Origin of the sequence: Mycobacterium sp. KBS0706 (assembly GCF_005938675.2) — a bacterium.
Lineage (GTDB): Bacteria > Pseudomonadota > Alphaproteobacteria > DSM-16000 > Inquilinaceae > Inquilinus.
Genome location: NZ_VCCH02000021.1, coordinates 26,452 through 47,762 on the forward strand (window position 1 = coordinate 26,452; position 21,311 = coordinate 47,762).

At 67.4% G+C, this 21,311-nt stretch carries 19 protein-coding genes and 2 tRNA genes; 9 read left to right on the forward strand and 12 right to left on the reverse strand.

The genetic code is table 11. The features are described from left to right. Positions 1 to 88: 88 nt before the first annotated feature. Entirely contained in the window at positions 89 to 1,108 is a 1,020-nt protein-coding gene (locus tag FFK22_RS13735) for an agmatine/peptidylarginine deiminase (RefSeq protein WP_138891090.1), read from the forward strand. A 21-nt stretch (positions 1,109 to 1,129) separates the two neighbouring features. Here the strand turns inward: FFK22_RS13735 and FFK22_RS13740 are convergent, their stop codons facing one another. The 12 genes from FFK22_RS13740 to FFK22_RS13795 all read right to left on the reverse strand — a co-directional run bounded on the left by FFK22_RS13740 (position 1,130) and on the right by FFK22_RS13795 (position 12,158). Then, the gene (locus FFK22_RS13740) at positions 1,130 to 1,549 is read right to left on the reverse strand and encodes a DoxX family protein (RefSeq protein WP_138891091.1); all 420 of its coding nucleotides are present in this window, start codon (positions 1,547 to 1,549) and stop codon (positions 1,130 to 1,132) included. Between the two features lie 177 nt (positions 1,550 to 1,726). Beyond that, positions 1,727 to 2,341, reverse strand: a complete 615-nt coding sequence (locus FFK22_RS13745; protein ID WP_138891092.1) for an NAD(P)-dependent oxidoreductase — start codon at positions 2,339 to 2,341, stop codon at positions 1,727 to 1,729. Between the two features lie 117 nt (positions 2,342 to 2,458). Then, positions 2,459 to 3,019, reverse strand: a complete 561-nt coding sequence (locus FFK22_RS13750; protein ID WP_138891093.1) for a DUF882 domain-containing protein — start codon at positions 3,017 to 3,019, stop codon at positions 2,459 to 2,461. Next, positions 3,009 to 3,644: an ATP-dependent Clp protease proteolytic subunit gene (locus FFK22_RS13755; protein WP_138891094.1), complete on the reverse strand. Its 636-nt coding sequence runs from the start codon at positions 3,642 to 3,644 to the stop codon at positions 3,009 to 3,011. Before FFK22_RS13755 ends, FFK22_RS13750 begins: the two co-directional genes overlap by 11 nt. A gap of 215 nt (positions 3,645 to 3,859) precedes the next feature. After that, positions 3,860 to 4,909, reverse strand: a complete 1,050-nt coding sequence (locus FFK22_RS13760; RefSeq protein WP_138891095.1) for an extracellular solute-binding protein — start codon at positions 4,907 to 4,909, stop codon at positions 3,860 to 3,862. 68 nt (positions 4,910 to 4,977) lie between these two features. Then, a complete protein-coding gene (locus tag FFK22_RS13765; protein WP_138891096.1) occupies positions 4,978 to 6,021 on the reverse strand; it encodes an extracellular solute-binding protein in 1,044 nt (347 codons plus the stop codon). 15 nt (positions 6,022 to 6,036) lie between these two features. Beyond that, complete coding sequence (locus FFK22_RS13770; RefSeq protein WP_138891097.1) at positions 6,037 to 6,819, reverse strand: ABC transporter permease; 783 nt, start codon at positions 6,817 to 6,819, stop codon at positions 6,037 to 6,039. After that, positions 6,816 to 7,706 (reverse strand): ABC transporter permease, encoded by an 891-nt coding sequence (locus FFK22_RS13775; RefSeq protein WP_138891098.1) that lies wholly within the window; start codon positions 7,704 to 7,706, stop codon positions 6,816 to 6,818. The genes FFK22_RS13770 and FFK22_RS13775 overlap by 4 nt, the downstream gene beginning before the upstream one ends. Positions 7,707 to 7,714: 8 nt before the next feature. Next, positions 7,715 to 8,743, reverse strand: coding sequence for an ABC transporter ATP-binding protein (locus FFK22_RS13780; protein ID WP_306770108.1), 1,029 nt, complete (start codon positions 8,741 to 8,743; stop codon positions 7,715 to 7,717). A gap of 239 nt (positions 8,744 to 8,982) precedes the next feature. Beyond that, positions 8,983 to 10,395: a type I glutamate--ammonia ligase gene (gene glnA, locus FFK22_RS13785; protein WP_138891099.1), complete on the reverse strand. Its 1,413-nt coding sequence runs from the start codon at positions 10,393 to 10,395 to the stop codon at positions 8,983 to 8,985. Positions 10,396 to 10,477: 82 nt separating this feature from the next. Further along, positions 10,478 to 10,816 (reverse strand): P-II family nitrogen regulator, encoded by a 339-nt coding sequence (locus FFK22_RS13790; protein ID WP_034832554.1) that lies wholly within the window; start codon positions 10,814 to 10,816, stop codon positions 10,478 to 10,480. Positions 10,817 to 10,973: 157 nt separating this feature from the next. Continuing rightward, a complete protein-coding gene (locus tag FFK22_RS13795; RefSeq protein ID WP_221938582.1) occupies positions 10,974 to 12,158 on the reverse strand; it encodes a pyridoxal phosphate-dependent aminotransferase in 1,185 nt (394 codons plus the stop codon). Between the two features lie 146 nt (positions 12,159 to 12,304). Here FFK22_RS13795 and FFK22_RS13800 point away from each other — a divergent pair. The 8 genes from FFK22_RS13800 (at position 12,305) to lon (ending at position 21,187) form a co-directional block, all read left to right on the forward strand. After that, positions 12,305 to 12,380, forward strand: a tRNA-His gene (locus FFK22_RS13800). A 57-nt stretch (positions 12,381 to 12,437) separates the two neighbouring features. Continuing rightward, the gene (locus tag FFK22_RS13805) at positions 12,438 to 13,223 is read left to right on the forward strand and encodes an HpcH/HpaI aldolase/citrate lyase family protein (RefSeq protein WP_186002456.1); all 786 of its coding nucleotides are present in this window, start codon (positions 12,438 to 12,440) and stop codon (positions 13,221 to 13,223) included. Then, on the forward strand, positions 13,220 to 14,686 hold the full coding sequence (locus tag FFK22_RS13810; RefSeq protein ID WP_221938583.1) for an NAD(P)H-hydrate dehydratase: 1,467 nt from the start codon (positions 13,220 to 13,222) through the stop codon (positions 14,684 to 14,686). The genes FFK22_RS13805 and FFK22_RS13810 overlap by 4 nt, the downstream gene beginning before the upstream one ends. 124 nt (positions 14,687 to 14,810) lie before the next feature. Next, positions 14,811 to 14,895: transfer RNA gene (locus FFK22_RS13815), tRNA-Leu, on the forward strand. 62 nt (positions 14,896 to 14,957) lie between these two features. Next, positions 14,958 to 16,331, forward strand: a complete 1,374-nt coding sequence (gene tig / locus FFK22_RS13820; protein WP_138891101.1) for a trigger factor — start codon at positions 14,958 to 14,960, stop codon at positions 16,329 to 16,331. A gap of 85 nt (positions 16,332 to 16,416) precedes the next feature. After that, positions 16,417 to 17,037, forward strand: coding sequence for an ATP-dependent Clp endopeptidase proteolytic subunit ClpP (clpP, locus tag FFK22_RS13825; RefSeq protein ID WP_138891102.1), 621 nt, complete (start codon positions 16,417 to 16,419; stop codon positions 17,035 to 17,037). Between the two features lie 207 nt (positions 17,038 to 17,244). Then, positions 17,245 to 18,510 (forward strand): ATP-dependent Clp protease ATP-binding subunit ClpX, encoded by a 1,266-nt coding sequence (gene clpX / locus FFK22_RS13830; protein ID WP_138891103.1) that lies wholly within the window; start codon positions 17,245 to 17,247, stop codon positions 18,508 to 18,510. Between the two features lie 271 nt (positions 18,511 to 18,781). Next, positions 18,782 to 21,187: an endopeptidase La gene (gene lon / locus FFK22_RS13835; RefSeq protein ID WP_138891104.1), complete on the forward strand. Its 2,406-nt coding sequence runs from the start codon at positions 18,782 to 18,784 to the stop codon at positions 21,185 to 21,187. Positions 21,188 to 21,311 lie beyond the last annotated feature (124 nt).

The following is a 21,311-nucleotide window of genomic DNA, read 5'->3' on the forward strand; positions in this document are numbered from 1 at the left end:
ATCCGGGGGACCGCACAGCGCTCTTTCATCCGGACGCGGCGGACGCTAGCCTCTGGCGCTTGAGCCAGAACCACTGCGGAACCCGATTGTGACCGTCCCTGCATCCCTCGGCTACGTCATGCCCGCGGAATGGGAGCCCCACAGCCGTTGCTGGATGGCTTGGCCCTGCCGCGAGGAGATCTGGGGCGAGCACATGGACGCCGCCTGCACCGCCTATGCCGACGTGGCCCGGGCCATCGCCGATTTCGAGCCGGTGACCATGGTCTGCAACCCCTCGGACGTGGCGGAGGCGTCGCTGACCCTCGGCAACGGCACGCCGATCGATGTGGTGTCGATGGAGATCGACGACAGCTGGCTGCGCGACTCGGGGCCGACCTTCCTGCTCGACCGCAATGGCCATCTCGCCGGTGCGCATTGGCGCTTCAACGCCTGGGGCCAGAGATACCAGCCCTACAGCCGCGACGCGGTGGTGGCGAAGCGGATCCTGAAGCATGTCGGCGCCCGACGCTTCCGCGCGCCCTTCGTGCTCGAGGGTGGGGCCATCCATGTCGATGGCGAAGGCACGGTGCTGACCACCGAGCAATGCCTGCTGAACCCGAACCGCAACCCCGACGTGACCAAGGCCGAGGTCGAGCAGAGCCTGCGCGACTGGCTCGGCATTTCCACCGTGATCTGGCTGCCCGAGGGGCTGGAGGACGATGTGACCGACGGCCATGTCGACGAGATCGCCTGCTTCGTGCGGCCCGGCGTGGTGCTGGCACTGTCGACCGACGACAAGAGCGACGGCAATTTCGACGTGCTGCAGACCAATCTGGACATCCTGCGCTCGGCCAAGGATGCCAAGGGCCGGCCGCTGCAGGTGATCGAGGTGCCGCAGCCGGCGCGGCAGGAGCATCGCGGCGAGCGGCTGAGCCTGTCCTATGTCAATTTCTACATCGCCAATGGCGGCATCGTGATGCCGGCCTTCGACGTGGCCGAGGACGAACGCGCCTTCCGCATCATCCGCGACGCCTTCCCGAACCGCCGCGTGGTCCAGGTCCATGCCCGAGACATCTTCCTGGGCGGCGGCGGCATTCATTGCATCACCCAGCAGCAGCCGGCGCCGTAGCGCCGGCTGCTGCCGGAGCGATCAGGCCGTCGCCAGGCGCGGGTTGCGCACCGCGTCCAGGCTCCAGGCGCCGCCGCCGGCCGTAGCGAGGTACAGGAAGACGAAGCTGTACAGCGCCGCCAACTCGCCCTGGTTCAGGATCGGGAAGAAGCCGCCGGGCGCATGGGCCATGAAATAGGCCACGGCCATCTCGCCCGACAGCAGGAAGGCGACCGGGCGGGTGAACAGCCCGATCAGCAGCAGCACGCCGCCGACGATCTCCATCACGCCGGCCAAGCCGATCAGCGAGAACAGCTCCAGCCCGTCGAAATAGGCGACATGCGGGAAGCCGAACAGCTTGGCGAAGCCGTGCTGCAGGAAGAACAGGGCGGTGGCGATGCGCAGGATGCTGAGCACGCGCGGCGCCCAGGTACGGTCGAGCTGGTCGTTCAGGTCAGCCATGATCGTCTCCGGATCAGAGGGGAGGGGTGCCGCTTGGGCCTTGAGCCCGTTGGTCCGGGCCCGGTCGAACGCCGATCCGGGCCCGGTGGTGGCGTTGCGATTGAGTTGCTTTTGCGGTCCGCGGTCAAGCCGCCGATCGCACAACAATTCGTCGCGCCGCGGACAACAATGGCGGTTTCAGTAGCCGACGGTGAAGCGCTGCCTGATATGGGCGGGCTTCTCCAGCTCGTCGATCAAGGCGACGGCGTAGTCTTCCTGGCTGATCCGGCTCTGCCCGTCCGCGCCGACCAGAAGCTGGTCGCCGCCCAGACGGAATTTGCCGCTGCGCTGGCCCGGCGCGATCACCGCCGAGGGCGACAGGAAGGTCCAGTCGAGGCCGGTCTCGCCGCGCAGCAGGGTGAGGTAGTCGCGGCCCCTGGACGCCTCCTCCTTGTACAGCGCCGGGAAGTCCGGCGTGTCGACCAGCGCCACGCCCGGCGCGACCTCCAGGCTGCCGGCGCCGCCGACCACCAGGTAGCGCTTCACGCCCGAAGCCTTGACCGCCTGCAAGAGCAAAGCAGGGTCGGAGGCGGTGTAGTGCACCGAGCTGATCACCGCATCGTGCCCGGCCAGCAGCTTCGCCAGGCCATCGGCGTCGAACACGTCGCCGTGCTTGGCGGTCAGCTTCGGGTGCTGCGGCAGCTTCTCCGGGTTGCGGACGATGCCGGTGACCTCGTGGCCGCGGCTCAGGGCCTCGGCCAGGATCTTGGAGCCGACATTGCCGCTGGCGCCGATCAGGGCGAGCTTCGCCATATTGAATTCTCCGAACTTGGTTACGAATAGGTACCGACAGGAAGTTCGGGATGCCCGCCGGTCCGCGCAAGAAGGGTGTTGAAAGTAACCGAGGGACCGCGGAATGACCGGCGGCGGCTAGAACCGCTTGTACCAGACGCGCTGGGGTCCGGTGTCGAGATGAACGAAGTCGGAGCGCCAGTAGAGGCCGAGGCCGCCGCTGGCGACCGCCTGGGCGTGGTTCGCCAGGAACACCATGCCGTAGCCCTGCACCGACAGGTCCACCGCCTTGCCCTGCAGGTGGAGGCTGTTCCGGGCGGCGCCTTCGGGGCGCAGCTTCTCGTTGGTCTCGGGGGTGCGGAAGCCGGAGTGCAGGTTGATCGTCACCCGCCGGCCCTTGGCCACCTGGTAGCGCCGGGCCATCAGCCACAGCAGGTCGAACACGCCCGGATCCATGTCGGTCGCCTTGTCGACATGGTGGTCCCGCAGCAGCCAGTTCAGGCGCTTCCAGGCGTCGAACGAAACCACGCCGTCGACGGCGTAGACGTCGTCGAAGCGCTCATCGGTGTGCGGGTTGTAGAGCTTGAGGCGCCGTTCGCCGGCCTGGTCGACGGCAGGGGCCGCCGCGGCGCAGAAGGGAAGGGCGGCGAGCCCGAGCAGGGCCCGCCGCCGCGTCACCCGGCTGGGGTCAGCCGGCATCCTTGATGCTGTCGATGATCTTGCCGACGAGGCCGTAATCCTTCGCCTCCTCGGCCGACATCCAGTAGTTGCGGTCGGTGTCGCGCTCGACCTTCTCGATCGGCTGGCCGGTTTCCTTGGCGATGATCTCGTTCAGGCGGCGGCGCATCTTGATGATCTCGCGCGCCTCGATGTCGATATCGACCGCCCGGCCGCCGGCGCCGCCGGACGGCTGGTGCAGCAGGAACCGGGTGTTCGGCAGCGACAGGCGGTTCTCCTTCTTCGCCGCCAGGTAGATATGGGCCCCGGCGCTGGCCACCCAGCCTGTGCCGATCACCTTCACCGGCACGCCGATGAAGCGGATCATGTCGTGGACGGTGTCGCCGGCCTCGACATGGCCGCCCGGCGAGTTGATCACCAGCCGGATCGGCGTCTTGTCGTCATCGGCGGCGAGCGCCAGCAGCTGCGCGCTGATCCCCTGCGCCAGCTTCATGGAGATTTCACCGAACAGCAGCACCGTCCGGTTCTTGAAGAGGATGTTGCCGATCTGCGGGCCGAGCTCCTCCTTCTTCTCCTTCTCGGGGCGCTCTTCCTCTTCTTCCTCTTCCTCGTCGTCGAGACGCGGCGGGAACGGGCGGTCGACCATGGGGGATCCTGTCACTTAAGAGATCTGTCTGACCTGCAAGAGGTAGCGTGCCGGACCCCGCTTCGCAACCAGGGCCTTTCCTGAAGTCCGGCGAAGCGGCTCAGTGGAACAGCTGGACGGCGTTGGTCAGGGTGGTTACAGACGCCATAATTTGGCCCAAAGCAGGACCGCCCTGCACAGGGCAGGGCGGTTGCATCGCGGCTCAGGCTTGTAGATCAGGATTTGAGGCGGGTCCAGACCCGGTCGCGCAGCTCGACCGCCGCGGCGGAGCAGTTCTTGTTCGGGTTCAGCCGGCCGAGAGCTTCCTGCGGCGTGTTCACCGCCGGGTCGTCGCGCAGCTTGGCATCCATGAACTCCGGCGATCCCTTGATGCCGTTGTTGTAGCCGGTGAAGTTGCTGACCGCGGCGATGGTCTCGGGCTTCATCATCCAGTCGATGAAGATCTTGGCGTTCTCGACGTTCCGCGCGCCCTTGGGCACGGCGAAATTGTCGTTCCAGAAGTTGATGCCTTCCTTCGGATAGACATAGGTGACGGTCGGCTTGCCCTCCTTGGTGCGGTGCGCGGCGCCGTTCCACTGCATGTGGGCGACCACCTCGCCGGCGATCATGCGCTCGATCGTGCCGTCGGAGTTGTAGAGGGCGACGGCCGGCTTCTGCGCCTCCAGCAGCTTGAAGATCTTGCCGGCGTCGTCGCTGCTCTCGGTGCAGAAATCGACCTTCAGGTACATCGCCGCGGCCTTGTAGACCTCGACCGGGTCGTTCAGCATCGCCAGCTGTCCCTTGAACGGGCCGTCCGGGTCGAAGATCGACCACCAGCTGTCGTCGACCTTGGCGCTGACCTTGGCAGTGTCGTAGCTGAAGCCGGTGGTGCCCCACATATAGGGGGCGGAGTATTTCCGCTCCGGGTCGTACCAGGGCTTGTCGTGCGGCGCGCCGACATTCTTGAAGTTGGCCATCTGGCCGGCATCGATCTCCTGCAGCAGGCCCTGCTTGATCATGATGTCGACCATGTAGTCGGACGGCACCACCACGTCGTAGCCGGCGGCGCCGGCCTGCAGCTTGGCCAGCAGGGTCTCGTTCGAATCATAGACGTCGAGCGTGACCTTGATCCCGGTCTCGGCCTCGAACTTCTTCAAGAGTTCCGGCGGGTAGTAGTTCGACCAGTTGTAGAAATAGAGCTCGCCGGCGGCCTGCGCGGCCGATGCCGCGGCCAGCGCCCCGGCGGCCGCGACGGCGGCGAGCAGAAACTGTCTTGCGGATCCCATCTCAACCTCTCTGTTGTCGCCGGATTGTGATGTTGCCCCGCCGACGTCCGGGACGGTGGCCTGGCCGCTCAGGATTTGAGGCGGGTCCAGACCCGGTCGCGCAACTCGACCGAAGCGGGGGAGCAGTTCTTGGCCGGCCGCAGCCGGCTGGCATCCTCCGGCGGCATGTTGATCGCCGGATCCTCGCTCAGGGCCTTGTCCATGAAGGCCTCGGAGCCCTTGATCGCGTTCATGTAGGTGGTGAAGTTGCTGGCCGCGGCGATGTTCTCCGGCTTCAGCATCCAGGCGATGAAAATCTTGGCGTTCTCCGGGTTCTTGGCGTCCTTCGGCACCACCAGATTGTCGGCCCAGAGGCTCAAGCCCTCCTTCGGATAGACGAAGACCGCGCTCGGCCGCTGCACCTTGGTGCGGTGCGCGGCGCCGTTCCACTGCATATGGGCGACGACCTCGCCGGCGGCCATGCGGTCGACCGACCCGTCGGAGTTGTAGAGCGACACCGCCGGCTTCTGCGCCTCCAGCAGCTTGAAGATCTTGCCGGCGTCCTCGCTGCTCTCGGTGCAGCGGTCGATGCCCAGGTAATAGGCGGCCGCGTTGAACACCTCGACCGAGTCGTTCATCATCGCCAGGCTGCCCTTGAATGGGCCGTCCGGATTGAAGATCGACCACCAGCTGTCGTCGACCGGGCCCTTCACCTTGGCGCTGTCATAGGTGAAGCCGGTGGTGCCCCACATGTAGGGCGCGGAATATTTCCGTTCCGGGTCATACCAGGGCTTGTCATGCGGGGCCACGACGGCGCCGAAGCCGGGCATGGCGGCGGCGTCGATCTCCTGCAGCAGACCCTGCTTGACCATGATGTCGACCATGTAGTCGGACGGCACCACCACGTCGTAGCTGGCGCCGCCGGCCTGCAGCTTGGCCAGCAGGGTCTCGTTCGAATCATAGACGTCGAGCGTGACCTTGATGCCGGTCTCCGCCTCGAACTTCTTCAGCAGGTCGGGCGGGGTGTAGTTGGTCCAGTTGAACAGGAACAGGTCACCGGCCGCCCAGGCGGCGGGACCGGTCAGCAGGGCCGCGGCGAAGGCGGCGGCCAGGCAGATGCGTCGGTTCCGAATTTTAGACCTCCCTGGTTAGCTCCGCGCCCGTCCCACCACCCAGGACAGGGCGACGAAGACGATCGAGATCAGCAGCATCAGCGCGGAGATGGCATTGACCTCCGGCGTCACCCCGATGCGGATCATGCCGTAGATGTAGATCGGCAGGGTGGTCGCCCCGGCGCCGGAGACGAAGAAGGTGATGACGAAATCGTCGAGCGAGATGATGAAGGCCAGCATCAGCCCGGACAGGATGCCGGGCCAGAGCAGCGGCAGCGTCACCCGGCGGAAGGCCCGCCAGGGCGTGGCGTAGAGGTCGGACGCGGCCTCGCCCAGGCTGGCATCCATCCCCTCCAGCCGCGCCCGGATCGGCAGGTAGGCGAAGGGGATGCAGAACACCACATGGGCCAGGATGATGGTGAACAGGCCCAGCGGCAGGGCGACGGCGGTGAAGAACAGCAGCGTCGCCACCGCCGTCACCACCTCCGGCACCACCAGGGGCAGGGCGATCAGGGCGCTGACCGCGGCCTGGCCGCGGAAGCGCCGCCGGGCCATGCCGATCGCGGCGGGGATGGCCATGACGGTCGCGACCACCGACGACACCGAGGCGACGATCAGCGAGTTCTTCGCCGCCCGCAGGATGTCCGGATTGTTCAGCACCACGCCGAACCAGCGCATGCTGAAGCCGCCCCAGATCGTCGCCGTGCTGCCGGCGTTGAAGGCCAGCACCAGCAGCACCACGATCGGGATGTAGAGATAGGCGAAGAAGGCCCAGGCGGTGGCGCGGACGCCGGGGAAGCTGCGAAGCGGGCTGCTCATTTCGCCACCTGCGGCGCTCCGCGGAAGCGGATCAGGTACAGCATCATCGCCAGCAGCACCACGGCCAGCAGGGCGAAGGACAGGGCGGCCCCGAACGGCCAGTTGCGGGCCGAGCCGAACTGGTTCTGGATCAGGTTGCCGATCATCATCGATTTCGACCCGCCCAAGAGGTCCGGCGTCACATAGGCGCCGAGGCAGGGGATGAAGACCAGGATGGCGCCGGCGGCGATGCCCGGCATGGCCAGCGGGATGACGATACGGCGCAGCGCCCGCCATTTATCGGCGCCCAGGTCGTAGGCGGCCTCGACCAGTCGGAAATCCAGCTTCTCCAGGCTGGAATAGATCGGCAGCACCATGAAGGGCAGGAAGGAGTAGGTGAGGCCGATGGCGATCGCCGTCTCGGTGTACATCAGGTTCAGCGACCCGGTGGTCAGCCCCAGCCCCTGCAGCGCCGAATCGAGCAGCCCGCCGGAGCGCAGCATCAGGATCCAGGCGTAGTTGCGGACCAGGAGGTTGGTCCAGAACGGGATGGTGACCAGGAAGATCAGCAGGTTGCGCCGTGGCGGCGGCTGCATCGCGATGTGCAGCGCGGTCGGGAAGCCGACCAGCACGCACAGCACCGTGGTCAGCAGCGACAGCCAGACCGAGCGCAGCAGGATCTGGGTATAGGCCGGGTTCCAGATCAGGCTGTCGTCGAAGTCGCGCTCGTACAGGAAGCGGAGATAGGCGTCGGTGGAAAAGGTGTTCCACTGCACTCCGCCGAATTGGCCGCGCTCGGCGACCGAGACCACCGCCATGATCGCCAGCGGAACGATGAAGAAGATCAGGATGAAGCCGACCGGGACGCCGATCAGGCTCAGCGTCTTGAGTCCGTTGCCGCGCGCCATCGGGGACCTCAATCGGCCAAAGCGTGGCCGGCGCCGGCCGGCACCGCGATGCCGACCCGGTCGCCGGGCCGGAAGCTCTGCGGCGACCCGGTCCGGTTCTGCAGCCGGGCGGTGACCAGCGGGCCGTCCTCGGCCAGGCGGATGTGGTAGGTGGTGTCAGTGCCGACATAGACCACGGTCTCGACCGTTCCGGCCAGGCTGTCCGGTCCGGGCTCGGCGGACAACAGGACGCGCTCCGGCCGCACCGCCAGGGTGGCACCGTCGGCGCCGCCGAGGCGGGCGGCGAGGGGGCCGTCGAAGAAGTTGGTCTCGCCGATGAAATGGGCGACGAAGCGTCGCTCCGGCCGGTCGTAGATGTCGCGGGGGCCGCCGATCTGCAGGATCTCGCCCTGGCTCATCACCGCGATCCGGTCCGACATCGTCAGCGCCTCCTCCTGGTCGTGGGTGACGAAGATGAAGGTGATGCCGGTCTCGGTCTGCAGCCGCTTCAGCTCGATCTGCATCTCCTTGCGCAGCTTGAGGTCGAGGGCCGACAGCGGCTCGTCCAGCAGCAGCACCTGCGGCTCGCTGGCCAGGGCCCGGGCCAGGGCGACGCGCTGCTGCTGGCCGCCGGACAGCTGCGCCGGCTTGCGGTGCTCCATCCCGCCCAGCTTGACCAGGGCGATCATCTCGGCGACGCGGGCATCGGCCCGGCTGCGGTCGACGCCCTTCATCTCCAGCCCGAAGCGGATGTTCTCGCGCACCGTCATATGCGGGAACAGGGCATAGCTCTGGAACACCGTGTTGACCGGCCGCTTGTGCGGCGGCAGCCCCTCGATCGGCTTCCCGTGCAGCAGGATGTGGCCGCTGGTCGGCTCCTCGAATCCGGCGATCATGCGCAGCAGGGTGGTCTTGCCGCAGCCGGACGGGCCGAGAAGGGTGAAGAACTCGTTGTCCCGGATCTGGACCGATACGCCGCTCAGGGCCCGGACCGCCCCGCTCTGCTCGCTGCCGAACACCTTGGTCACGTCGACAACGTCGATTGCCGTCCCTGTCAAGATGGCCTCGCTTCTTGTTCCGGCAGGGCGCGAGACCTCGGGGGCGGACCGTCGGGGACCCCTGGCGGCACCGCGCCTGGCCGGCCGGGTCCCTGTGGTTTCCCGCTTCCGGCCGCTGCGCTGCTGGGAACGATATCAGCAGGTGCGGCGGGCAATCGCAAGCCCATCCCGCCTGCCATCCGCGCAAGAAAAAACCCCGCCGTCGCCGGCGGGGTTCTCTCGGGTCGAAACCGGTCCGATCAGGCCGAGTAGTACATCTGGAACTCGATCGGGTGCGGGGTGTGCTCGAAGGCGTACACCTCTTCCCACTTCAGCTCGATATAGGCCTCGATCATGTCCTTGCTGAAGACGTCGCCCTTCAGCAGGAAGGCATGGTCGGCCTCGAGCGCCAGCAGCGCCTCGCGCAGCGAGCCGCAGACCGTCGGGACGTTCTTCAGCTCCTCCGGCGGCAGGTCGTACAGGTTCTTGTCCATCGCCTCGCCCGGATGGATCTTGTTCTGGATGCCGTCCAGGCCGGCCATCAGCATGCCCGAGAAGGCGAGGTAGGGGTTCGCGGTCGGGTCCGGGAACCGCACCTCGACGCGCTTGCCCTTCGGCGAGGCGACGTAGGGGATGCGGCAGGACGCCGAGCGGTTGCGGGCCGAATAGGCCAGCAGCACCGGCGCCTCGAAGCCCGGGATCAGCCGCTTGTAGCTGTTGGTCGACGGGTTGGTCAGGGCGTTCAGCGCCTTGGCGTGCTTGATGATGCCGCCGATATAGTACAGCGCAGTGTCCGACAGGTCGGCATAGCCCGACCCGGCGAAGGTCGGCTTGCCTTCCTTCCAGATCGACTGGTGGACATGCATGCCCGAGCCGTTGTCGCCCTTGACCGGCTTCGGCATGAAGGTCGCGCTCTTGCCATAGGCGTCGGCGACGTTGTGCACGACATACTTGAACGCCTGCAGCGCGTCGGCGCTCCTGATCAGGGTCTCGAACTTGATGCCCAACTCATGCTGCGAGGCGGCGACCTCGTGGTGGTGCTTCTCGACCGTGACGCCCATCTCGGCCAGGGTCGTCAGCATCTCGGCGCGCAGGTCGTGCGCGGCATCGAGCGGCTGCACCGGGAAGTAGCCGCCCTTCGGCTGCACGCGGTGACCGCGGTTGCCGTCCGGATAGACCTTGCCGCTGTTCTCGGACGCATCCTCGCTGTCGAGGTAGTAGAAGCCCGAGGTCGTGCCCTGCTGGTAGCGCACGTCGTCGAAGATGAAGAATTCGGCTTCCGGGCCGAAATAGGCGGTGTCGCCGACGCCCAGCGACGCCATGTAGCGCTCCGCCGCCTTGGCGATCGAGCGCGGATCGCGGCTATAGGGCTGGCCGGTGGCCGGCTCCAGGATGTCACAGGTGATGTTCAGCTGCGCCTGGGCGGCGAAGGGGTCCATGACCGCGGTGTCGGCGTCCGGCATCAGGATCATGTCGGACTCGTTGATCGCCTTCCACCCGGCGATCGAGGAACCGTCGAACATGACGCCGTCGGTCAGCATGTCCTCGTCCACCGTCGAGACGTGCTGGCTGACGTGATGCACCTTCCCGCGGAAGTCGGTGAAACGGAAATCGACGTATTTGACGTCGTTCTCTTTGATCAGATCGAGGACCTTGGTCACACCGTCGGCCATGATGGTTTCTTCCTGTGTTTGGACTGTACGCGAGTGTTCTTATGAGAGGCGTTCTTGGGCGGCAAGCGCGGACGGCCGACGCTCAGATGGCGTCGGCGCCCTTCTCTCCGGTGCGGATGCGGATCACTTCCTCGACCGGGGTGACGAAGATCTTGCCGTCACCGATCCGGCCGGTCTGGGCGGCCTGCTGGATCGCCTCGATCGCACGCTCGACCAGGGCGTCCTCCATGACCACCTCGACCTTCACCTTGGGCAGGAAGTCGACCACGTATTCCGCGCCGCGATACAGCTCGGTGTGGCCCTTCTGGCGGCCGAAGCCCTTCGCCTCGGTCACGGTGATGCCCTTGATCCCGACCTCGTGAAGGGCCTCCTTCACCTCGTCGAGCTTGAACGGCTTGATGATGGCTTCGACTTTCTTCATGGGTTCAGAACCGTTCCCTGGATCGTTTGCGCGCCACCGCCGGGTGCGGAACGCTCTCGCCGACAATGTGAAGCAAGCCCCGTGCCAGCCGCCGACTCCGCGTCGGCGACCGGGACGAATAAGGGCTTGCTCAGAATTTAGGCATAGTGCTGCTTCCTTAGGCGTCGATCAAGTCAGACAGGGCGCCGGCCATCCGTTCCACCGCCCGCTCGATGGCCTCGACGCTGTTGGCATAGGACAGGCGCAGGAAGCCCTCACCCATGGCGCCGAAGCTGGTGCCGGCGATGGTGGCGACGCCGCATTCCTCCAATAGCTTGGTCTGCAGCGCCTTGGCCGTCAGGCCGGTGCCGCTGATGTTCGGGAAGGCATAGAAGGCGCCGCCCGGCTCGACGCAGCGCACGCCCGGCAGCCGGTTCAGCGCATCGACCACGACGAGGCGGCGCTCGGCGAAGGCGGCGCACATGGTGTCGACCGCGTCCTGCGGCCCCTGCAGCGCGGCGATGCCGGCATATTGGGCGGCGGCGTTGACGCAGGAGTGGGAGTTGACGGCCAGCCGCGTCGCGCCCTCGCGCAGCGCCTTGGGCCACACGCTCCAGCCCAGCCGCCAGCCGGTCATGGCGTAGGTCTTCGACCAGCCGTCCAGCAGGATCACCCGGTCGCGCAGGGCGGGGTAGGAGAGGAAGCAGCTGTGCTCCGCCCCGTCATAGAGGATGCGGCTGTAGATCTCGTCGCTCAGCACCGCGACATGCGGGTGCCGCTCCAGCCCGGCGGCCAGGCGGTCCAGCTCGGCCTTCGGGACAAGGCCGCCGGTCGGGTTGGCGGGGCTGTTGATGATCAAGAGGCGGGTGCGCGGCGTGATCTGGGCCAGCACTTCCTCGGCCGAGAAGGCGAAGCCGTTTTCTTCCTTCAGCCGCACCGGCACCGGCGTCGCCCCGGTGAAGCGGATGGCGGATTCGTAGATCGGGAATCCGGGGTTGGGATACAGGATCTCGGCCCCCGGCTCGCCGAACATCAGGATGGCGAACCACATCGTCACCTTGCCGCCGGGCATGATCACGACGTCGTCCGGATCGACCGTGACGCCGCGCCGGGCCTCCAGGTCGTCGGCCACCGCCCGGCGCAGCGCCGGGATGCCGCCGGCCGGGGTGTAGCCGTGATGGCCGTCGCGCAGCGCCTTCACCGCCGCCTCGACGATGTGGTCCGGCGTGCGGAAATCGGGCTGGCCGATGCCGAGATTGATGATGTCGCGGCCCTGCGCCGCCAGCGCCTGGGCCCGTGCCAGCACGTCGAACGCGGTTTCGGTGCCGAGATTGGCCATGGCGGCCGACTGGATCAGCATCATGCCTTCCCCTGATGAGTGCGTCGTGGCGGACTATGCCGCCTTGCACGGCCCCGGTCATGCCCGGCAACGCCCTTGATCGGCGGGAATGCGTCTTGCGCTTGACGCCGAAGCGGCGATGCCTCATATGAGCCGCCGCTAACGCTGTGGCGGCCATAGCTCAGCTGGTAGAGCACTCGGTTGTGGTCCGAGATGTCACGGGTTCGAGCCCCGTTGGTCGCCCCATTTCCCTTCTCGCCATCGTCTGATACGCCTGTCTCCACCGCATCGGAGGAGGCTGCCTTGTATCGACCGAACGCCGCGAAACGGAAGCTGCGGGCGGGTGAGCCCGTCTATGGCTGCTGGCAGGGCATCGGCCATTCGCTGATCTCCGAGCTGCTCGGCCTCGCCGGCTACGACATCGTGCTGCTCGACCACGAGCACGGGCCAGCCGCGGTCGCCGACGCGGTGCCCAGCCTGCAGGCCCTGGCCGGCACCCCGGCCACCGGCATCGTCCGCATGCCCTGGAACGACCCGGTCTACGCCAAGCGCATCCTCGACATCGGCGCCGAGGGCGTGATGGTGCCGCAGGTCAATTCCAGGGCCGAGGCGGAGGCCGCGGTCGCCGCCTGCCGCTATCCGCCGGCCGGCATCCGCGGCGTCGCCTACGGCATCGCCCGCGGCGCCGATTTCGGCCTGGCGCCCGACTATCAGCAGACCATCAGCGACAACCTGCTGATCCTGTGCCAGATCGAGACCCGGCAGGCGGTGGAGGCGATTCCCGACATCGCCGCGGTCGACGGCGTCGACGGGCTGTTCATCGGCCCCTGGGACCTGTCCGGCAGCCTCGGCAAGCTCGGCCGCTTCGACGACCCGGAGGTGAGCGACACGATTCGCCGGGCCGAGCGCGCCATCCAGGACAGCGGCAAATGGCTCGGCTCGCTGCCCTCGCTCGGCCGCTCGCCGGCCGAGATGGTGCGGGATGGCTGCCGCATCGTCATCGGCCCGGCCGAGATCACCCTGCTGCGCGACTCCGCCCGGGCCGACATCGCCGCCTTCAAGGAGGCGGTCGGGAAGATCGCGCAGTGACGATCTCCGACCTCGCCCTGCTGACCGCGGCGGAGATGGGCGAGGCCGACCGCCGCACCATCGCCGCCGGCACGCCCGGCATCGTGCTGATGGAGCGGGCAGGGGCGGCGGTGGCGCGGGCGATCCGCGCCCGCTGGTCGCCGCGCCCGGTCGCGGTGCTGTGCGGCCCCGGCAACAATGGTGGCGACGGCTATGTCATCGCCCGGCTGCTGGCGGAAAGGGGCTGGCCGGTGCGGCTGGCGTCGCTGGTCCCGGTCAAGGCCGTGAAGGGCGACGCGGCCGAGGCGGCGGCCCGATGGCAGGGCAGGATGGGGCAGGGCAGGGTGGAGCGGCCCGATCCCGCGGTGCTGGACGGCGCCGGGCTGATCGTCGACGCCCTGTTCGGCGCCGGGCTGAACCGGGCGCCGGAGGGCAGGGCCGCAGCGCTGATCGAGGCGATGGCGCGCTCCGGCCTGCCGGTGGTCGCGGTCGACGTGCCGAGCGGCCTGTTTGGCGACGACGGCTCGGCTCCCGGCCCGGTGGCGCCGGCGGCGCTGACCGTCACCTTCTTCCGCCGCAAGCCCGGCCATCTGTTGCTGCCCGGCCGCACCCTCTGCGGCGAGACCCGGGTCGCCGATATCGGCATCGAGCCGGCGGTGCTCGACGCGATCGGGCCGGTGCTGCACGAGAACGGGCCGGCGCTGTGGCGCGCCGCCCTGCCGCAGATGGCATCGTCGCAGCACAAATACGATCGCGGCCACCCGCTGATCCTCGCGGGCGGCAGCCTGACCGGCGCGGCCCGGCTGGCGGCCCGGGCGGCGCGGCGGGCCGGCGCCGGCCTGCTCACCGTGGTGGCGCCCGAGGCGGCGCTGCCGGCCTTCCGCGCCGACTGGCCCGGGGCGATGGCGCTGCCGCTGGAGCGCTGGGACGGGCTGCTGGCCGACCGGCGCCTCGGCCCGGTGCTGATCGGCCCCGGCGGCGGGGCCGGGCCGGCGCTGCGCCAGGCGGTCGCGGCGGTGCAGGCCGCCGGCAAGTCGCTAGTGCTCGATGCCGATGGCCTCGCCAGCTACGCCGGCGAGCCGCAGGCGCTGGCCGGGCTGCTGGACGCCGATTGCGTGCTGACGCCGCATCAGGGCGAGTTCGACAAGCTGTTCGGCAAGGCGGATGCGCCGCGCCTGGTCAGGGCCTGTGAGGCCGCGGCTTTGGTCGGCGCCGTGGTGGTGCTGAAGGGGGCAGATACCATCATCGCCGCGCCGGACGGGCGCGCGGCGGTCAACGCCAACGCACCGCCGACCCTGGCCACCGGCGGCACCGGCGACGTGCTGGCCGGCATCGTGCTGGGGCTTAAGGCGCAGGGTATGCCCGGCTTCGAGGCCGCCTGCGCCGCGGTCTGGCTGCACGGCGCGGCGGCGCAGCAGGTCGGCGCGGGGCTGATCGCCGAGGACGTGATCGACGCTCTGCCCCGGGTGCTCGACCGGCTGTAGCCTCCGCGTTTTGCCTGTCGTCCGCAAAAACCCTGTGCTATGACCGCCCCTTCGCAGGGCCGACTCCCTTCGCTGCGCGCCGTTTTGTGCGTGTTTTCGGGGGCACGCAGGGGTGGGGGTCTTCGCGGGCGTGGCGGAATTGGTAGACGCACTGGATTTAGGTTCCAGCGGCGAAAGCCGTGGGGGTTCAAATCCCTCCGCCCGCACCATTGAACATCTCGACAGGGCACAGCACGACCGACCTGTCACATCGACGGATTCCTGAAGACCGATGCAAGTGATCGAAACCAGCACCGAGGGTCTGCGGCACGAGTTCAAGATCGTCGTGCCGGCGGCCGACATCGAACAGCGCGTCCAGACGGAGCTCGTCAAGCTCGCGGGCCGGGTCAAGCTCCCGGGCTTCCGCCCCGGCAAGGTGCCGGTGTCGCTGATGAAGCAGCGCTACGGCAAGTCGGTCATGGGCGAGGTCCTGGAAGGGGCCGTCGACGAGGGCACCCGCAAGGCCCTGGACGAGCGCAACCTGCGCCCGGCCCTGCGCCCGAAGGTCGAGGTGACCAGCTTCGACGAGGGCAAGGACCTCGAATACAAGGTCGATGTCGAGGTGCTGCCGGAGATCGCCGCGCCGGCCTTCGACAGCGTCGAGATCGACCGCCCGGTCGCCGAGGTGACCGAGGAGCAGATCTCCGCCGGCCTGCAGCGGATCGCCGAGACCCGCCGCAAATTCGAGCCGGTGACCGAGGAACGCGGCCTGGAGGCCGGCGACGTCGCCGTCATCGACTTCGAGGGCAGCCTCGACGGCGCCGCGCCGAGCGAGGAGATGTCCGGCAAGGACCACCGCCTGGAGATCGGCTCGAACCGCTTCATCCCGGGCTTCGAGGAGCAGCTGATCGGCAAGAAGCCGGGCGAGCACGTCACCGTCTCGCTGAGCTTCCCCGAGGAGTACCAGAGCCCCGAGCACGCCGGCAAGCCGGCGAAGTTCGAGGTCGACGTCAAGTCGATCGAGAAGGGCGTGGTGCCCGAGGTGAACGAGGATTTCGCCAAGGAACTGGGCTTCGAGGACCTCGAGGGCCTGCGCACCGCGGTCAAGGGCCAGACCGAGCAGGAGTTCGGCCGGGTGTCGCGCCTGCGCGCCAAGCGCAAGCTGCTCGACAAGCTGGCCGAGCTGGTCGATTTCGCCGTGCCGCAGGGCATGGTCGACCTGGAGTTCGACCAGATCTGGAAGCAGGTACAGCAGTCGATCGAGACCGGCGGCGACGACAATCCGGACAAGAACAAGCCGGAGGACGAGCTGAAGGCCGAGTACCGCGCCATCGCCGAGCGTCGGGTGCGCCTCGGCCTGCTGTTCGCCGAGATCGGCCGCGCCGAGAACGTCGAGGTGTCGCAGGAGGAGCTGAACCGCGCCCTGATCGCCGAGGCCCGCCGCTATCCGGGCCAGGAGCAGCAGGTGGTCGACTTCTTCCGCCAGAACCCGCAGGCGATCGAGAATCTGCGCGCGCCGCTGTTCGAGGAGAAGGTCGTCGACGTGATCCTCGGCAAGATCAAGGTCAACGACACCACCGTGACGCCGGAGGAGCTGGCGCGCGACCCGGACGAGGACGAGGCGGAAGCCAAGCCGGCCGCCACCGACACCGCTTCCGGCGCTTGATCGGTTGAAGGTCGCCGCGGACCTCCCCTAATGTAGGGGCGAGCCGCGGCGCCCTGCCGGCCCGCGCGAGCCTTTCGAGGAACGTATGCCTCCGTATGAGCCGTCCATGAACGCCCTGGTCCCGATGGTCGTCGAGCAGACCAATCGCGGCGAGCGCGCCTATGACATCTATTCCCGCCTCCTGAAGGAGCGGATCATCTTTCTGACCGGGCCGATCTACGACGAGCTGGCCAGCCTGGTCTGCGCCCAGCTGCTGTTCCTGGAATCGGAGAACCCGAAGAAGGACATCGCCTTCTACATCAACTCGCCGGGCGGGGTGATCACGGCGGGCATGGCGATCTACGACACCATGCAGTACATCCAGCCGCAGATCATGACCGTGTGCATCGGCCAGGCGGCGTCGATGGGCTCGCTGCTGCTGGCGGCCGGCGCCCCCGGCAAGCGCTTCGCCCTGCCGAACAGCCGGATCATGGTGCACCAGCCCTCCGGCGGCGCCCGCGGCCAGGCTTCGGACATCGAGATCCAGGCGCGCGAGATCCTCAAGCTGCGGCAGCGGCTGAACGAGGTCTACGTCAAGCACACCGGCCAGTCGCTCGAGGAGATCGAGCGCTCGATGGACCGCGACAAGTTCATGTCGGCCGACGAAGCCAAGGGCTTCGGGATCGTCGACGAGGTCGTCGAGCGGCGTCCGACCGTTGCCGAATAATCGATCTCTTTGCCCGCGGCCCTACCGATCCGGGCCGAAGGGCGCTATCTTGATTCGTGATGATGCGGATCTGCCTTGCGCCGGGACGAGCTTGTCGCAGGGTGGAGCCGCCGCCATCTGGAGGCAGCCGCATCCTGGCCCGCGAGTTCGTTTCCCCGCGGCGGGGGGCACGCGGATCGGTATCGCGGATGCGGAAGTGAGGCAGTGATGGGTAAGACCGCAGGCGGTGACTCGAAGAACACGCTCTACTGCTCGTTCTGCGGCAAGAGCCAGCACGAGGTTCGCAAGCTGATTGCGGGCCCGACTGTGTTCATCTGCGACGAGTGCGTCGAGTTGTGCACCGACATCATCCGCGAGGAAAACAAGACCACGCTGGTCAAGAACCGCGACGGGGTCCCGACGCCGAAGGACATCCGCAAGGTTCTGGACGACTACGTGATCGGCCAGGAGCACGCGAAGAAGGTGCTCTCGGTCGCCGTGCACAACCACTACAAGCGGCTGGCGCATGGCCAGAAGAACGGCGAGGTCGAGCTCGCGAAGTCCAATATCCTGCTGATCGGGCCGACCGGCTGCGGCAAGACGCTGCTGGCCCAGACCCTGGCCCGCATCCTCGACGTCCCGTTCACCATGGCGGACGCGACGACGCTGACCGAGGCAGGCTATGTCGGCGAGGATGTCGAAAACATCATCCTCAAGCTGCTGCAGGCCGCCGACTACAACGTCGAGCGGGCGCAGCGCGGCATCGTCTACATCGACGAGGTCGACAAGATCAGCCGCAAGTCGGACAACCCCTCGATCACCCGCGACGTCTCGGGCGAGGGCGTGCAGCAGGCCCTGCTGAAGATCATGGAAGGCACCATCGCTTCGGTGCCGCCCCAGGGCGGGCGCAAGCACCCGCAGCAGGAGTTCCTGCAGGTCGACACCACGAACATCCTGTTCATCTGCGGTGGCGCCTTCTCCGGGCTGGAGAAGATCATCTCGCAGCGCGGCCGCGGCAGCTCGCTCGGCTTCGGCGCCGATGTGCGCGGGCCGGATGAGCGGACGACCGGCGAGATCTTCAGCGAGGTCGAGCCCGAGGATCTGCTGAAATTCGGCCTGATCCCCGAATTCGTCGGCCGCCTGCCGGTGGTGGCGACGCTCGAGGACCTCGATTCCGAGGCGCTGATCGAGATCCTGTCCCGGCCGAAGAACGCGCTGGTGAAGCAGTACCAGCGCCTGTTCGAGATGGAGGACGTGCATCTGTCGCTGACCGACGATGCGCTGAAGGGCATCGCCAGCCGCGCCATCCAGCGCAAGACCGGCGCGCGCGGCCTGCGCTCGATCATGGAGAGCATCCTGCTCGAGCCGATGTACGACCTGCCGAGCATGAACGGCGTGGTCGAGATCGTGGTCAACCGCGAGGTGGTCGACGGCCGCGCCAAGCCGCTCCTGATCTACGCCGAGAAACAGCAGGACCGCGCTCCCGGCGCCTGACGCCGGGCCTGCGACAGATCCTGATCGACCTGACAGCCGATGCCTCCGGGCATCGGCTGTTTCGTTTCATAATTACCGCTAAAGGCCGCCTTTGGCTTGCCACTGTGGCCCGATTGCGCTCTTGTGACCGGGTCATGAGGGCTGCAGCATTCCCGTCCCTTGAACGGCTTCCGGTCATCGCCACGTCTATTGGGCGCGCCGGGTCTCCACCGTCCGGCGCCGGCGCGGCGCCGCTCCTCGGGCCGCTGCCCATCCCAGTAAGGCAGAACGCATGTTGAACCTGAACAAAGACACGCTGTACCCGGTGTTGCCTCTGAGGGACATCGTGGTCTTCCCGCACATGATCGTGCCCTTGTTCGTCGGCCGCGAGAAATCGGTGCGTGCGCTTGAGGATGTGATGAAGGAGGACAAGCAGATCCTCCTGGTCACCCAGCGCAACGCCTCGCAGGACGACCCGTCGCCGGAGGAGATCTTCGACGTCGGCACGATCGGGACGGTGCTGCAGCTGCTGAAGCTGCCGGACGGGACCGTCAAGGTGCTGGTCGAAGGCGTCAAGCGTGCGCGCATCGTCCGCTACGCCGACAATCCGGACTTCTTCCAGGCCCAGGTGGAGCCGCTCGAGGAGGTCGGCGCCGACCCGCAGGAGGTCGAGGCGCTGGGCCGGGCCGCGGTCGCCCAGTTCGAGCAGTACATCAAGCTCAACAAGAAGATCCCGCCGGAGGTGCTGGTCTCGGTCAACCAGATCGAGGACGGCGCCAAGCTGGCCGACACCATCGCCGCGCACCTGTCGCTGAAGATCCCCGAGAAGCAGCAGATCCTCGAGATCGCCTCGATCACCGAGCGGCTGGAGAAGGTCTATGGCTTCATGGAGGGCGAGATCGGCGTCCTCCAGGTCGAGAAGCGCATCCGCAGCCGCGTCAAGCGGCAGATGGAGAAGACCCAGCGCGAGTACTACCTGAACGAGCAGCTGAAGGCGATCCAGAAGGAGCTCGGCGAGGGCGAGGACGGCCGCGACGAGGCGGCGGAGCTCGAGGAGCGGATCAACAAGGTCAAGCTGACCAAGGAGGCCCGCGACAAGGCCATGGCCGAGCTGAAGAAGCTGCGGTCGATGAGCCCGATGTCGGCCGAGGCCACGGTGGTCCGCAACTATCTCGACTGGATGCTGTCGATTCCGTGGAAGCAGCGCACCCGGATCAAGAAGGACCTGCTGAACGCCGAGCAGGTGCTGAACGACGACCATTTCGGCCTGGAGAAGGTCAAGGAGCGCGTCCTCGAATATCTCGCCGTGCAGCAGCGGACCAACAAGATCCGCGGCTCGATCCTGTGCCTGGTCGGCCCTCCGGGCGTCGGCAAGACCTCGCTGGGCAAGTCGATCGCCAAGGCCACCGGCCGCAACTTCGTGCGCATGTCGCTCGGCGGCGTCCGTGACGAGGCGGAGATCCGTGGCCACCGGCGGACCTATATCGGCTCGATGCCCGGCAAGATCCTCCAGGGCATGAAGAAGGCGAAGTCGTCGAACCCGCTGTTCCTGCTCGACGAGATCGACAAGCTCGGTGCCGACTACCGCGGCGACCCGTCCTCGGCGCTGCTCGAGGTGCTGGATCCGGAGCAGAACTCGACCTTCAACGACCACTACCTCGAGGTCGATTACGACCTGTCGGACGTGATGTTCATCTGCACCGCCAACAGCCTGCGCATGCCGCAGCCGCTGATGGACCGCATGGAGATCATCCGCATCCCCGGCTACACCGAGGATGAGAAGGTCGAGATCGCCAAGCGCCACCTGATCCAGAAGCAGGCCGAGGCCAACGGCCTGAAGAAGGGCGAGTGGACGCTGACCGACGAGGCGCTGCGCGACCTGATTCGCTACTACACCCGGGAGGCGGGCGTCCGCAGCCTGGAGCGCGAGATCGCGGGCCTGGCGCGCAAGGCGGTGCGCGAGATCCTGTCGACCGACGTCAAGAAGATCGTCGTCAAGCCGGAGGATCTCGACAAATACGCCGGCGTGCGCAAGTTCCGCTACGGCGAGGCGGAGCTGGAGGACATGGTCGGTGTCGTCACCGGCCTGGCCTGGACCGAGGTCGGCGGCGAGATCCTGTCGATCGAGGCCGTGCCGGTCCCCGGCCGCGGCCGCGTGGTCGCCACCGGCAAGCTCGGCGACGTGATGAAGGAATCGGTGCAGGCGGCGGAAAGCTTCGCCAAGGCTCGCGCCGTGTCCTTCGGCATCAAGCCGACCCTGTTCGGCAAGCGCGACATCCACGTCCACGTGCCGGAGGGGGCGACCCCGAAGGACGGGCCGTCGGCCGGCGTCGCCATGGTCACGGCCATCGTCTCGGCGCTGACCGGCAACCCGGTCCGCCGCGACGTGGCGATGACCGGCGAGGTCACCCTGCGGGGGCGCGTGCTGCCGATCGGCGGGCTGAAGGAGAAGCTGTTGGCGGCCGTCCGGGCCGGCATCAAGACCGTGATTATTCCGAAGGACAATGAAAAAGACCTTGCGGATATCCCGGATTCGGTGAAGAAGGCCCTGGCAATCCTGCCGACTGCCAGTGTCGAGGAGGTTCTGAAGAACGCCCTGGTGCGTCCTCTGGAGCCGATCGAGTGGAAGGAAACGGAAGTCGACGACATCGCCCCTGTTGCAGCCGATGGCGACGACGAAGCGGTGATCCGTCACTGAGGCATCGCGGCGGCCTTGGAACTTGGCAGAATTCCATGTGTTTCAGGGCCGCCGACGATTGACCATGTTTCCGCGATACGCTTACATTTCGTGACGTTTCGGTGTCGGGAAAAGGCGCATCGAA